General features: G+C 61.7%; 15 protein-coding genes. 7 read left to right on the top strand and 8 right to left on the bottom strand.

Annotated features, from left to right (window positions below):
- Positions 1-66: 66 nt before the first annotated feature.
- Together AGR7B_RS20125 and AGR7B_RS20120 are read right to left on the bottom strand one after the other, a co-directional pair.
- The gene (locus tag AGR7B_RS20125) at positions 67-567 is read right to left on the bottom strand and encodes a hypothetical protein (RefSeq protein WP_080857689.1); all 501 of its coding nucleotides are present in this window, start codon (positions 565-567) and stop codon (positions 67-69) included.
- A gap of 74 nt (positions 568-641) precedes the next feature.
- On the bottom strand, positions 642-1,016 hold the full coding sequence (locus AGR7B_RS20120) for a PAS domain-containing protein (RefSeq protein ID WP_080857688.1): 375 nt from the start codon (positions 1,014-1,016) through the stop codon (positions 642-644).
- Between the two features lie 206 nt (positions 1,017-1,222).
- Between AGR7B_RS20120 and AGR7B_RS20115 the strand changes: the two genes are divergently transcribed.
- The 7 genes from AGR7B_RS20115 to AGR7B_RS20085 all read left to right on the top strand — a co-directional run bounded on the left by AGR7B_RS20115 (position 1,223) and on the right by AGR7B_RS20085 (position 6,629).
- On the top strand, positions 1,223-2,125 hold the full coding sequence (locus AGR7B_RS20115) for an NUDIX hydrolase (protein ID WP_003522469.1): 903 nt from the start codon (positions 1,223-1,225) through the stop codon (positions 2,123-2,125).
- Between the two features lie 69 nt (positions 2,126-2,194).
- Entirely contained in the window at positions 2,195-3,166 is a 972-nt protein-coding gene (gene nadA, locus AGR7B_RS20110) for a quinolinate synthase NadA (protein ID WP_003522468.1), read from the top strand.
- Entirely contained in the window at positions 3,163-4,734 is a 1,572-nt protein-coding gene (locus AGR7B_RS20105) for an L-aspartate oxidase (RefSeq protein WP_078052620.1), read from the top strand. The genes nadA and AGR7B_RS20105 overlap by 4 nt, the downstream gene beginning before the upstream one ends.
- 1 nt (position 4,735) lies before the next feature.
- Entirely contained in the window at positions 4,736-5,593 is an 858-nt protein-coding gene (gene nadC, locus AGR7B_RS20100) for a carboxylating nicotinate-nucleotide diphosphorylase (RefSeq protein WP_078052619.1), read from the top strand.
- Between the two features lie 150 nt (positions 5,594-5,743).
- The gene (locus tag AGR7B_RS20095) at positions 5,744-5,995 is read left to right on the top strand and encodes a GlsB/YeaQ/YmgE family stress response membrane protein (RefSeq protein WP_003522465.1); all 252 of its coding nucleotides are present in this window, start codon (positions 5,744-5,746) and stop codon (positions 5,993-5,995) included.
- A 12-nt stretch (positions 5,996-6,007) separates the two neighbouring features.
- Entirely contained in the window at positions 6,008-6,418 is a 411-nt protein-coding gene (locus tag AGR7B_RS20090; RefSeq protein WP_065657363.1) for a DUF3597 domain-containing protein, read from the top strand.
- 22 nt (positions 6,419-6,440) lie between these two features.
- Complete coding sequence (locus tag AGR7B_RS20085) at positions 6,441-6,629, top strand: hypothetical protein (protein ID WP_003522463.1); 189 nt, start codon at positions 6,441-6,443, stop codon at positions 6,627-6,629.
- 233 nt (positions 6,630-6,862) lie between these two features.
- On the opposite strand, the gene cydX is transcribed toward AGR7B_RS20085, so the two are convergent.
- The 6 genes from cydX to AGR7B_RS20055 all read right to left on the bottom strand — a co-directional run bounded on the left by cydX (position 6,863) and on the right by AGR7B_RS20055 (position 13,897).
- A complete protein-coding gene (gene cydX / locus AGR7B_RS20080; protein ID WP_003508602.1) occupies positions 6,863-6,985 on the bottom strand; it encodes a cytochrome bd-I oxidase subunit CydX in 123 nt (40 codons plus the stop codon).
- Positions 6,986-7,007: 22 nt separating this feature from the next.
- Positions 7,008-8,165 (bottom strand): cytochrome d ubiquinol oxidase subunit II, encoded by a 1,158-nt coding sequence (cydB, locus tag AGR7B_RS20075; protein WP_078052618.1) that lies wholly within the window; start codon positions 8,163-8,165, stop codon positions 7,008-7,010.
- Positions 8,166-8,171: 6 nt separating this feature from the next.
- A complete protein-coding gene (locus AGR7B_RS20070; RefSeq protein ID WP_078052673.1) occupies positions 8,172-9,749 on the bottom strand; it encodes a cytochrome ubiquinol oxidase subunit I in 1,578 nt (525 codons plus the stop codon).
- A gap of 67 nt (positions 9,750-9,816) precedes the next feature.
- On the bottom strand, positions 9,817-11,508 hold the full coding sequence (cydC, locus tag AGR7B_RS20065) for a thiol reductant ABC exporter subunit CydC (RefSeq protein WP_080857687.1): 1,692 nt from the start codon (positions 11,506-11,508) through the stop codon (positions 9,817-9,819).
- On the bottom strand, positions 11,505-13,301 hold the full coding sequence (gene cydD, locus AGR7B_RS20060; protein ID WP_121490441.1) for a thiol reductant ABC exporter subunit CydD: 1,797 nt from the start codon (positions 13,299-13,301) through the stop codon (positions 11,505-11,507). The genes cydC and cydD overlap by 4 nt, the downstream gene beginning before the upstream one ends.
- Before the next feature lie 17 nt (positions 13,302-13,318).
- Positions 13,319-13,897, bottom strand: a complete 579-nt coding sequence (locus tag AGR7B_RS20055; RefSeq protein ID WP_003522458.1) for a GbsR/MarR family transcriptional regulator — start codon at positions 13,895-13,897, stop codon at positions 13,319-13,321.
- Between the last annotated feature and the right edge of the window lie 46 nt (positions 13,898-13,943).

Below are 13,943 nucleotides of genomic sequence, written 5' to 3'. Positions count from 1 at the left end.
GACAAAAAATATCTTCCCTTCGGCCAGTCGCTCTTGCGCATCTCGCTAGTCCTTCGACCCGATCGCCTATTGCAGCAGCGCTCGCACATCCTGCCCGTTGATCCGGCACTCCACGGAACCGCCGGCACCACCTTCCTCCACCGTCCGACATTCCAGATATCTGCCGCGCAGCCGGTTCTCCAGCGCTTTGAAGGCGTTGAGGCCGCAGGCGAAACGGCGGCCGTCGGGGCCGGTGCAGACGCGGTTGCGCTCAACATCTTCCACGCCGGCGAGGCGGAATTCGTTACCCTTGAAAGTGAAGCGGCTGCTGGAAATCACGCGCAGGCGCTGGTCCGCATGCATCTTCAGCGGATAAAGATCGGGAGGCGTCGGAATGCGCTCGTAGTTTTGGCTACGCGGATCGACCCGCACCGGCGAGGTCGTCCAAAGTAGTTCCGTATTGGCCGCAAGGCCTGCTGGCGCCGGGGTTGCCTCGCCATTGACGAGCGAGGCGATGCGGATGCCGGCTATGCCGAGGCCAATGGCCAGGACGATCTGAAACAGCAAAATTGCGATCTGCCGGACCATGTCACCGCAACATCAAAACAATGAACAAATTAAAAATCGATCGGCCGCCGCCTCGCGAAGAGGTCCGCCGCATATCACATCAATAAAACCTTGCCCGCACTGACATCCCGCACCGTGCCCATGGCCATGATCGGAAGCTGGTCCCTGTCGAGGATCCCCCGTCCGGTTGTCCGCAACCAGCGGAAGCCGCCAGATTTGAGCTGAATGCGATATTCCTGATCATAGAACACGCCATTTGTCAGCGAATTGTAAACCGCCTTGGCGACGCGTGCGCGCGAGCCGCTTTCTATCTGCGCGATGAAATCCTCGACCGGAATGCCGCAAGCGGCTTTTTCCGCGGAGAATTCGCGCAGGCGGGCCGCCACGGCATCGAGGTAAATCAGGTTTTGCCCGATGTTCCAGGTGTAATAACCCACAAGTGTCTCTTCGAGAGATATATTCTCCAACATCGGCCTTCTACAGTCTGAAATGCTCGTGCGGGTCTGTAACATATCAGATGACGGACGACTAACCACAAGAATTCATCCTTTTGTCTGATGGCGCCCCGTTTTCAGTGAGACTATTTATCGACAGCCCTTTTCTGCCGCCATGTTGGCGAAGCAACCTTCCTGTGCCAAAGAAGATTGATCTTGCGCCAACGACCAGAGGAGCCGCCGTGACCATCGGGCTTGCCCATGCCGAACTCATCGCCGTCGTCACCGCCATCACCACGGATGAGCCGCGGGTCATGACCGTTCGGGAAGGCGCAGCGCTTCCGTCGGGACCGTTCGAATTCGGGCACAGAACGCTTCAGAGCGGCTTGCGGGAATGGATTCACGAACAGACCCATCACCCCGTCGGTTATCTCGAACAGCTCTATACTTTCGCCGATCGCGACCGGAACAACGACATTTTAGGCGGCAGAACCATCTCCATCGGTTATCTCGGGCTGGTTCGCGAACAGGAAGCCTCCGGCGGCAAACGCCCGCTCTGGCACGGCTGGTACGAATATTTCCCCTGGGAGGATCACCGTCAGGGACGCCCGGAAGTTCTGGACAGCATCATCGACAGGCTGCGCGCCTGGGCGGATTCCGATCCCGCCTCCAAAAGCCAGCGCCATTTGCGGGCGGATTTCACCTTCGGCCTCGATGGCGGAGGCTGGAACGAGGAATTGACCCTGCAGCGTTACGAGTTGCTGTATGAAGCCGGGCTGGTCGAAGAGGCGCAGGGCGAACCGCGGATCAATTTCGGCAGGCCAATGTTTGCCGATCACCGCCGCATCCTTGCCACCGGCATCGCGCGTCTGCGGGCCAAGATCAAATATCGTCCCGTGGTGTTCGAACTGATGGCCGACGCCTTCACACTCCTGCAGCTACAGCGCGCCATCGAGGCACTGGCCGGGCTGACGTTGCACAAGCAGAACTTCCGCCGGCTTATCGAACAGCAGCAACTGGTGGAGGAGACCGGCGAGATGGCGACCGAAACCGGCGGCCGCCCGGCAAAGCTCTTCCGCTTCCGCCAGACCGTTCTCGATGAACGCGCCCTTTCCGGAACGAAACTGCCACTCTCCCGCAATTGACATATGCTCACAATGAGAATATGTCTTTACCCTAGATATACTCAAAAAGAGTATAAATGGGAGAGCACCGTGAACGAGCAGATTTCCGCCGCAAGCCTTTACGACCGCGTTGCCCGCGTCATTCCCAAGGCCGAATGGATGAGCTTTCAGGACGATGTGGAGGCGATCCTCGAGCTGAAGCGCAAGCGCAATGCCGTTATCCTCGCCCATAATTATCAGACACCGGAAATCTTCCACGGCGTCGCCGATATCGTTGGCGACAGCCTTGCCCTTGCCCGCAAGGCGATGGAGGTGGAAGCGGATGTCATCGTTCTGGCCGGCGTGCATTTCATGGCCGAGACGGCGAAACTGCTCAATCCGGAGAAAACCGTGCTCATTCCGGATATGGCCGCCGGTTGTTCGCTGGCCGATTCCATCACGCCCGAGGACATCGCGCTCCTGCGCAAGGCCTATCCCGGCGTTCCGGTCGTGACCTACGTGAACACCTCCGCCGCGGTGAAGGCGGCATCCGATATCTGCTGCACCTCCGGCAATGCCCGTCAGGTGGTGGAATCGCTCGGCGTGCCGCGCGTGCTGATGTTGCCGGATGAATATCTGGCGAAAAACGTAGCGCGGGAAACCAATGTCGAGCTGATCGCCTGGCGCGGCCATTGCGAGGTGCACGAGCTTTTCACCGCCGATGATATTCGCGAATTGCGCGAAAGCCATCCGGGTGTCACCGTACTCGCGCATCCGGAATGTCCGCCCGATGTCGTCGAGGCTGCGGATTTTTCCGGCTCCACCGCCGTCATGTCGGATTATGTCGGCCGCGAGCGCCCCGCCCGCGTGGTGCTTTTGACGGAATGCTCGATGAGCGACAATGTCGCCGTGCATCACCCCGATGTCGAATTCATCCGCCCCTGCAATCTCTGCCCGCATATGAAGCGCATCACGCTTGGCAATATCCGCACGGCGCTGGAGGAAAACCGCCACGAAGTGACGGTCGACCCGGCCATCGCTGTCGCCGCCCGCCGCGCCGTGGAAAGGATGCTGGAAGTATGAGCGAACGCCTCCCGTCGCATACGGGCTGGACGGTCATTGTCGGCAGCGGCATTGCGGGCCTGATGGCGGCGCTGACGCTTGCGCCGCAGCCCGTGCTGCTTCTCACACGCGGCGTTCTGGGCGGCGAGACCTCCAGCGCCTGGGCGCAGGGCGGCATTGCCGCCAGCCTCGGTCCGGACGATAGCGCCGCGCTGCATCTTGCCGATACGCTCGCCGCAGGCGACGGCCTCTGCGACGCGGAAATGGCCGCAGAGATCGTTTCCGCCGCCCCCGCCGTCATCGAGGCGCTGGAGCGGGCCGGGGTGCGCTTCGACCGGGATGTCGAAGGCAGGCTCGTTTTCGGGCTGGAGGCCGCCCATGGCAGAAGGCGCATCCTGCATGCCGAAGGGGACGGGTCAGGCGCGGCCATCGTCAGGGCTCTCGCCGCCGCCGTTCTTCGCACGCCGTCCATAACCGTTCTGGAAGGCACGGAGGTTCGCCGCCTGCTGACGGAAGACGGCGTCGTCGTTGGTCTCGCCTGCATCGGGCCAAAAGGCTGCTTCACTTTGCCGGCAAGCCAGGTCGTTCTCGCCACCGGCGGCCTCGGCGGGCTTTATGAGGCGACGACCAATCCCGCCGGCAATTTCGGGCAGGGCATCGTGCTCGCCGCCCGCGCCGGCGCCATCCTCGCCGATATGGAATTCGTGCAATTCCACCCAACGGCGCTTTCCTCGCCCCGACGGCCGCTGGCGCTGGTGAGCGAAGCGGTGCGGGGTGAAGGCGCGCTGCTTCTCAATGAAAACGGCGAACGTTTCATGGCGGCCGTTCCGGGTGCGGAACTCGCCTCCCGCGATATTGTCGCCCGCGCCATCGACCGCGAAATACTGCGTGGCGGCAAGGTCTTTCTCGATGCCCGCAAGGCGCTCGGCTCCGGCTTTTCCGCTCGCTTCCCCTCGATCGACCTGCTCTGCCGCGAAGCCGGGATAGACCCGGCCCGTGAACTCGTGCCGGTGCGCCCGGCGGTGCATTACCATATGGGCGGCGTCGCCACCGATGGCAGAGGCCGAAGCTCGGTGCCGGGCCTGTGGGTCGCCGGCGAAACCGCCTGCACGGGTCTGCATGGCGCGAACCGGCTTGCCAGCAATTCCCTGCTGGAAGCGGCGGCCATGGGCATGCGTGCCGCAGAAGACATTGCAGGCAGGCAGGCATATGCGGAAAAACGGGCAGTGGATATCGCAACACTCCCGATGCCCGATGTCCCGGCAGCCGACCTCTCACCCGTCCGGCACATCGTTTCCCGCCATCTCGGCATCGCAAGACATGCGGAAGGGCTGACGGGCGCGATCCGCGATCTTCTGCCACTGGCTGAGCGGAACGGCCCGGCATGCGATCCTGCCCTTGTCGCGCTGGCCATCGCCGTCTTTGCGGCGCTGCGCACGGAATCGCGCGGCGCGCATTTCCGCGACGATTTCCCTGAAAAACATGCGACGGCCACGAGGCGCAGGCTGAACCTCAGCGACGTTCTCACCATCGCCCATGAATTTTCCTCTTCCAGCCATTCTTCGGCCAGCCTTGCGCGGAGCGCCTGACATGATCCTTTCACCCCTGCCACGCCTCATCATCGAACCGCTCGTGCGCAATGCTCTTCTGGAAGACCTCGGACTGGCGGGCGACATCACGTCCGTCGCCGTCATTCCCGCCGATCATCGCTCGGTCGTCGTCATGGCCGCGCGCGAACCGGGCGTTATCGCCGGTCTCGACGCGGCAGAACTCGCTTTCCAGCTCGTGGATCCGGCCATCGCGATGAAACGGCATGTGCAGGATGGGGCCGCCGTGACGCCTGGCGATATCATCGCAACGATCGAAGGTCCCTCACGCGGCCTTCTGACGGCGGAGCGCACGGCGCTGAATTTCCTCGGCCACCTGTCGGGCATCGCTTCCGTCACCGCAAAAATCGCTGCCGCCATTGCCGGCACCAAGGCCTCGGTCGCCTGCACCCGCAAGACGACGCCGGGGCTGAGAGCGCTGGAAAAATATGCCGTGCGCGCCGGCGGCGGCATGAACCACCGTTTTGCGCTTTATGACGCCGTTCTCATCAAGGACAACCATATTGCCGTGGCGGGCGGCGTGCGCGACGCCATCCGCCGGGCCCGGCAGGGCGTGGGACATCTCGTCAAGATCGAGGTGGAGGTCGATACGCTAGCGCAGTTGCGCGAGGTCATGGATGAGGGCGTCGATGCGGTCCTTCTCGACAATATGACACCCGAACAGCTGCGCGAGGCGGTGGGGATCGTCGCCGGTCGCGCCATTACCGAAGCGTCGGGCCGCATCAATCCACAGACGGCCGCAGCCATCGCCGCAACCGGCATCGATCTCATCTCCGTCGGCTGGCTGACCCACAGCGCGCCGGTTCTCGATATCGGCCTCGACTTTCAAAGCCAGAGCTAAAGAATATGCGGCGCATAGTTCGCCGCACGGAACCAATCGCCCATATCGCCGTTATTGCTCCGCCTGGGGTCTATTCAAGGCGGGGGGATCAGTGCGCGCAAAAGCCTGTCCATATGCCTGCGGACCTCTCTTACAAAGGAAAGGCTTGTTATGGAAGACGCACAAGTTGGCTGGATTGCAGCAATCATCATCGGCGGCGTAGCCGGTTGGCTGGCCGAACAGTTCATGAAAAGCAATATGGGTCTTTTCATGAACATTATCCTCGGCATTGTCGGCGCCATCGTCGCCAATTTCCTTCTGGGGCTCGTGGGCATTTCGCTCGGAGGCTGGATTGGCTATCTCATCGCCGGCTTCATCGGCGCCTGCATTCTCATCGCCGTCGGGCGGGCATTTCGCCGCTAAGGGGAGGACACCATGAGCTTTTTCGACAAGATCAAGAACGCTATTTTCGGCAAGGCCGAAGCCGCACCGCAGACTTCGGCTCCGGCCGGCACGCCGGCAGCCACGGCAAGCCCGGCCGCACCGGCCGCACCCGCTCCGACAGCCGCGGCTCCGGCTCCCACCGGCAATGTCGACGTCGCTTCAATCCTGGATGCGGCGGTCAAGCAGAACGGCCAGAAACTCGACTGGAAACATTCGATCGTCGACCTTCTGAAAGCGCTCAATCTGGACAGCAGCCTCAGCGCCCGAAAGGAACTGGCCGGCGAACTCGGCTATACCGGCGACACCTCGGATTCCGCGACCATGAACATCTGGCTGCACAAGGCCGTCATCAAGAAACTGTCCGAAAACGGCGGCAAGGTTCCGGCCGACCTTCTGGATTGAACCGATAAACGGGAGCGCCGTGATGGACGACTATTCCAGCCTTCGAGAGCAGATCGGCCAGGACCTCGACACCCTGCACAGGACCGAGAATCCGAAATCGATCTTCGAGATCGCCGACGACTATCTTCTGGGAAATCCAAATCTCAAGAGGGCCATCGTCGAAGACATCATCAAGGAAGAAGCGGACAAGCGCGGCATCGCGATCCACTGACGCCGCGCGTCGCAGGCACGGCAGTTATAGCAAAAGGGGCGGTATCCAAACCGGATGCCGCCCTTGTATATTTGGCGGAGTTGCATCATCCGCACTCCGTCACCCCGGACCAGATCCGGGGTCCAGCGCGATCAAGGCCTTGATCGCGAGAAACTCTTTTCACGGCGCAGACGCGCCGTGGCTGGATGCCGGATCTAGTCCGGCATGACGGGGGAGAGGATTCCGCCAAAGCCCTATTTATCCAGCTTCGCTTCGGCCTTTTTCGCGTTTTCTTCCATCAGCTCATACCACATGGCGTTCATGACGGCGAAGATGGCGGCGAGAGGCAGGCCGAGCAGCCAGGCGAAATACCACATGTTCGATCTCCTTCTTTCTCAATCAATAAGCATGACCGCTGTCGTCGCGGATCGCCTTTTCATCCACCTTGCCCCACAGCACGCGATAGACCCATGACGTATAGGCAACGATGATCGGGATGAAGATGAGGGCGACGACCAGCATGATGAACAGCGTCATATGGCTGGAAGATGCATCCCACACCGTCAGGCTCGATTTCGGATCGACCGAAGACGGAAGGATGAAGGGAAACATCGTCAGCCCGACAGTTGCGATGATGCCGAAAATCGCGAGCGAGCTGGAAAGCAGCGCCAGCACTTCCCTGCGGGCGCGGAGCAAGACGAAAGCGACGAGCGGAAAGACAAGACCGAGCGCCGGCGCCAGCATCATCCAGGGATGCGCCGCATAATTGGCAAACCAGACACCGCCCGCAACCTCTACCGTCTTCGACAGCGGATTGGACGGACCGTCGGTGACGACCTCCGAGGTGAAGCGATAACCATCGACACCGAGCCACAGAAAGACGCCGCCGAGCGCAAAAAGAACGGTGGTGGCAAGCGCCGCGATGCTGCCGAAACCGCGGGCACGGGCCGCGACTGGACCATCCGTCTTCAGCACCAGCCATGCGGCACCGTGCATGACGAGCATGGCGACGGATACGAGGCCGCAGAGGATGGCGTAAGGGTTCAGAAGCTCGAACAGCGTCGTGCCATCGTAGAAAATCCTGAGGTCGTCATTGAGGTGGAAGGGAACGCCCTGCAGCACATTGCCGATGGCCACGCCGAAGATTAGCGCCGGAACGAAGCCGCCGATGAAGAGCGCCCAGTCCCAGCCGGTGCGCCAGGCGGCGCTTTCCCGCTTGGAGCGATATTTGAAACCGACCGGCCGCAGGATCAGCGCAAACAGGGTGGCGAACATCGCCAGGTAAAACCCTGAAAACGACACTGCATAAAGCGGCGGCCACGCGGCGAAGATCGCGCCGCCGCCAAGGATGAGCCAGACCTGATTGCCTTCCCAGACGGGGCCGATGGAATTTATGACGACACGCCGCTCGATATCCGTTTTCGCCACGAAGGGCAGCAACGCGCCGGTACCGAGATCGAAACCGCCGGTCACGGCAAAACCGATCAGCACCACGCCAAGCAGCAGCCACCAGATGACGCGGAGGATTTCGTAGTCGATGAGTTGGTGCAATATCATGATCGTTTACTCCGCAGCGACGAGTTTTTCAGGAACGAGCGGCGCTTCCGGCTCATGGTCCGGCTCGGGCCCCTTGCGGATCGCCTTCAGCATCAGCCCCATTTCGACGATGAACAGCACCGTGTAGATGGCGATGAAACACAGGAGCGTGATGAGGACCGTGGAGGCGCTGAGGCTGGAGACGGCCGCGGCCGTGGGCAGCACGCCCTCGATGATCCATGGCTGGCGGCCGAATTCGGCCACCACCCAGCCCATTTCCGCCGCGATCCACGGCAGGGGAATGGCGAAGACCGCCACTTTCAGCAGCAACGGATAATGATCCAGCCGGCGGCGGGCCGAAAGATAAAAGAATGTCGCCGTCAGAAGGATGAAGAAGATGCCAAGACCAACCATGATGCGGAACGACCAGAACAGGGTCGGCACATGCGGAATCGTATCCGCCGCCGCCTTGGCGATCTGCTCTTCATTCGCCTGGCGCGGATCGTCGACATATCGTTTCAGCAGCAGGGCATAACCGAGCTCATGGCCGAGTTCGGCAAAGGTGCCTCGCACCTCTTCCGGCAACTCCGCGCCTTTGCCGGTGGCCCTCATCTGCATCAACGCGTCATAGGCCTTGATACCGTCGCGGATGCGGGTCTTGGCCTGCTCCATCAGATCGTTGATGCCCGGAATTTGCGTGTCGAGCGAGCGGGTGCCGATGAGGCCCATCACCCACGGGATCTTAACCGCGAAATGCGTTTCGCGTGCTTCCTGATCGGGAAAACCGATGGCCGTGAAGGGCGCCGGTGCCGGCTCGGTTTCCCACATGGCCTCGATGGAGGCGAGCTTCATCTTCTGGTGTTCGGTGGAGAGATAGCCGCTTTCATCACCCAGCACGACGACCGACAGCGCGGACGCCAGACCGAAGGAGGCGGCGACCGTCATCGAGCGCTTGGCGAGATCGACATGACGGCCTTTCAGCACATACCAGGCCGAAACGCCGAGCACGAAGATGGAGGCCGTCACGTAACCCGCAGACACCGTGTGGACGAACTTCGCCTGCGCCACCGGGTTGAACAGGACCTCGAAGAAGTCAGTCACTTCCATGCGCATGGTCTGGGGATTGAAAGCGGAGCCCGTGGGGTTCTGCATCCAGCCATTGGCGATCAATATCCATAGCGCCGAGAAATTCGAACCGAGCGCCACGCACCATGTCGCGACGAGATGGCCGAGTTTCGACAGCTTGTCCCAGCCGAAAAAGAACAGGCCGACGAAGGTGGCTTCCAGGAAGAAGGCCATCATGCCTTCGATCGCCAGCGGCGCACCGAAAATATCGCCGACATAATGGCTGTAGTAACTCCAGTTCATGCCGAACTGGAATTCCATGACAATGCCGGTGGAAACGCCGAGCACGAAGTTGATGCCGAACAAGGTGCCCCAGAATTTCGTCATCTGCCGCCAGACCGTGCGGCCGGTCATGACATAGACCGTTTCCATGATGGCGATCACTACCGATAGTCCGATCGTCAGGGGAACGAACAGAAAGTGATATAAAGCCGTCACTGCAAATTGCAGGCGCGACAGCGCCACTATGTCGAGTTCCATAGTCCTATCCACCTTTTCCGGAAGGCCGGCCTTCCATTTCAAAGACGACGCCGGCTCTCAAAAAATCTCAGTCCGGGCGCAGTGTCTCCAGCACTACGCCGTATTCCGGGGTGCCGCTTTGACATTCATCAAATTGACGCCCCTCTTTCAGCACGATGATGCGATCGGCAAATTCCGCCTCGCGGCGATTATGGGTGATCATCACGACAGTCTTTCGCTGCGCCCCCGCAAACAGCCGGGTGAGCACGTCGCGGGCGGTTTCGCCATCCAGCCCTTCCGTCACCTCGTCAAGAAGCCAGAGCGGCCGATCAGCGAGCAGGAAACGGGCGAGCGCCAGCCGGCGCGACTGACCGCCGGAAAGCCCCTGCCCCGCCTCGCCAAGCCTTGTCTCCAGCCCGGCGGCCAGGGATTTGACGTGTTCGGCAAGGCCTGCCGCCTCGAGCGCGTCCCATAATTCGGCCCCGGTTGCGGTGGGCTTCGCCAGCCGCAAATTGTCGGCGATACTGTCGCGGAAAAGCTGGCTTCGCTGCGTCATCAGGGTGGACGGCAGGGCGCTGACCGTGCCCGCAGCCGGCCGCAATTCACCCGCCAGAAGCTGGATGAGGCTTGTCTTACCCGCACCGCTCTGGCCGATGATGGCAACCCGTTCCCCGGAGGCGATTGCAAGGTTGATATTCGTCAGGACCGGATTGTCGTTCCCTTCCCGCTCCAGACGCACGTTTTTTAGCTCTGCCGCCATGCCGTCGACCGGCGAGACGGGACAGCGGCCTTCAGACGTTGCCGAAAGACGCGGCGCAATGCGCCTTGCGGAAAACAGCGTGCGCCCAAGTTCCATCGCTCCACGACGCAGCGCCGTAAAAGGCTCCAGCGCGGCAAAACAGACGAGCAGCCCGAGAGCCGCGGTCGGCGCGTTCACCGCCCCCTGTTCCGCAAGCCAGGCCATGCCGAGAAGGGCGGCGCTCAAAAGAACGGCCGCGGAAACCCCGAAGGAAAAACCGGCACTGGTCTCGATGCGGTTCAGGGTATCATCGCAGGCAGAGAGGTAATCATCCGCCCGTTTCACCGCCACGACCTGCGCGGAAAGGCGGCCGGTGGTCAAGAGCTCCGTCTGCCCGCTCACGAGATCGGCCGTGCGGGCGCGAAGGGCTCCCAGCCCGATTGCCCGGCGGCGCGAGAATGTTTCCGCCCGCAAGGCGGCGCGCAGCGAAATTCCAAGCCCCGCCGCGACGAGGAAAACCGCCGCCAGAATGCCCGCCAGAGGATGGAGAAAAGCAAGCCCGAGACCTGTCGCGATTGCGGCAAGGATCGCCACGGCAGCGGGAACCAGCACGCGCAGATAAAGCGAATCCAGCGCATCGATATCCGCCGTCAGCCGGTTCAGCAGGCGCGCGGGCCTCGCCTCCAGGGATTTCGCAGCCTGCGGCGCGGCAAACCCGCGAAACAGCTTTTCCCGAAGTGCTGCAAGCACGGAAAGCGTGGCGTCATGGGTCGTCATGCGTTCGCCGTAACGGGCGGCGGTGCGCGCCAGCGCCAGAAGACGAATGGCGGCCGAAGGCGCAAAGACATCGAAAGCATAGGCCGTTGCCGGCAGAAGACCGGCAATTGCCGTTGCGGTGATGAACCAGCCGGAAACGCCGAGAAGGCCGATGCCCGCCAGCACCGTCGTCACCGCCAGAGCCGCGCCCGCCAGCAGCATGCCGCGCCGTGCCGACCAGAACAGGCCGATAATGGGTCTCAATATCGCAAAACGCGCGATCATGGCTGCCCCCTCGAATGGATCGCCGTCATATCCACGATCCTGTCCATGCGCGCCGCAAGCACCGGATCATGGGTCGCGACGATCAATGTCCTGCCATTTGCCAGTTGCAGCAGGTTTTCCGTGACGAGAGCAGCCGTTTCCCGGTCGAGATGGGCTGTCGGCTCATCGGCCAGAACAAGCTGCGTTGCGGGGTCTGCGAAAGCACGCGCAATGGCAAGCCGCACCGCCTCCCCGCCCGAGACTCCATATCCGCCATCGCCGATCTGCAGATACCGGCGTGCATGCGACAAGCCATCGAGCCCGGTGCGGCGCAGCGTCTCTTCCACCATACCGTCACTGACAACCGAACGGCCGAAGCGAATATTCGCCTTCAGCGAACCGGCAAAAAAGAACGGCTTCTGGCTGACCCAGCCGATGGTCCTGCGCAGCCCATCCGCCGTCGCATTATCGAGCTTGACGCCGCCGATCCTGATCGAGCCTTCTCCAGCCTCGGCCAACCCGGCAATCAACGAGAGTACAGTGGATTTGCCACAACCGGAAGGCCCGAGAATCGCAACTCTCTCACCCTGCTGAACCGTCAGGTTGAGATTTTGGATGACAGGTGGAGCATTCGGATAAGCGAAGGAGAGATCGTCGATCTCCAGCAGACCGGGCGTCGGGGATGGGACAGACGCCATATCCGCGCCCTCGCCGGCGATGGCCGCACCGCCGGCCGTCAATTTGCCGAGCGCATCAAGCGCTGCTTCACCGGCCGCACGGTCGTGCCAGACGGCGGAGAGTTCCCGCAGCGGCTCGAAAAAGGCCGGCGCCAGCAGCAGGATGAAAAGACCTTCGGCAAGTGTCAGCTTCTCGCCCCAGGCGCCGAAATTGAGAAAACCGAGCAGATGAAAACCGATATAAACGGCGGTCATGGCAACGCCGAGCGCTGCGAAAAGCTCCAGCACCGCCGAGGAGAGAAAGGCGATCCTGAGCACCGCCATCGTCCGCGTCTTCAGGTTCTGCGCATCGGCGCTGAGACGTTCCGCCGTCAGATCGACGGCTTTCAGCGTGCGGATCGTTTCCAGTCCGCGCAGGCGGTCGAGCAGGAAGGCATTCATATTGCCCGTCTCGGCAAGCTGCTTTTCGCTGGCAGCCTTGGCCTGCCAGCCGATGAGCGCCATGAAAAGCGGGATGGTTGGCATGGCGAGCAGCAGCACCAGCGCCGCAATCCAGGTAAAGGGCAGGATCGCCAGCACGAAAACCAGCGGCACGATGGTCGCCTTCATCCGCGCCGGCTGGAAACGGGAAAGATAAGGCACCAGCGCTTCCGCCGCCTCGGCCACGACGCCTGCCGCCTCACCGGAGGCAGTGCGCGACAGATCGAGCGGGGAAACCTTCGCCACAGCCTGCAGCGCTTCCAGCCGCCGCTGCGACAGCACGGTACGGGCAGCGCGAAACGACAGCCGCGCCGCGATCTTTTCCAGCCATGCCTTGATGAGGCCGAGGATGAGAACCGCAGCCGCAGCCGGCACAATCGCCATCATCGGCGCGCCATCGGCAATTCTTCCGACTGAAAAGGCAAGCAAACCTGCCTGCGGCAGCCAGAGCAAAGCCGCCAGCACATGCAGCAAGGCAACGGATCTCCCAACCGCCGGCGCGCCTGTCATTTTCGCCCGCCCGGCCGCTCTGTCGCGAGAGGTTTTGCGATTGGCCTTGCTGAAGAAGCGCCGCCGCGTCGCGTCGGGCGAGACGCCAACCGGAGCGGGACAGACTGACCCGTCACCATTGGTCCCCTGGCGTATTTCCACGGACATGCTCACGGCCGATCTCCTCACCCGTCCTTCTTAGCGCCACGGGGTCTGGCGAGGGAGACGATCTTGTCCTTGGCCTCCAGAAGCTTCGTAACCTTCGAACCGAGCGCCAGAAGCGAAGCCAGCCTTTCCGTCTCCAGCCGCTTCACATCGTCATACCAGCCGGTCAGCTGCTCGATCAGCGTCTTCATCTCGTCGATGCGCTTTTGCGCATGCCGCTCATCTTCGTTTTCCGGCGTCTCCATCAGAATTTCGCGCAGCACGCTGAGCGTGGGATCGATCTCGCGCTTCTTGCGCTCTTCGGCAAGGGTGCGGAGAATTTGCCAGACATCGTCAGGCGTCGTGAAAAAATCGCGCCGGTCGCCGGGAAAATGCTTGAGAATTGCAAGGTTCCACGCCTGCAACTCCTTCAGACTCATCGACACGTTGGAACGGGAGATGCCGAGCGCCTCCACAATCTCGTCCGCACACAATGGCTGCGGCGAAATATAAAGCAAAGCATAGACTTGGCCGACGGTGCGGTTAATGCCCCAGCGGCTGCCCATCTCACCGAAATGCAGCACGAAGGACTGAACGAGCGGGGACAGGCTGGTTGGCATTTTTACGTTTCCTGAATTTTCAGTAATTTCTGAAATTTCGATAACG

Source organism: Agrobacterium deltaense RV3 (assembly GCF_900013505.1).
GTDB lineage: Bacteria > Pseudomonadota > Alphaproteobacteria > Rhizobiales > Rhizobiaceae > Agrobacterium > Agrobacterium leguminum.
This window is presented reverse-complemented; position numbering and strand designations above follow the sequence as displayed.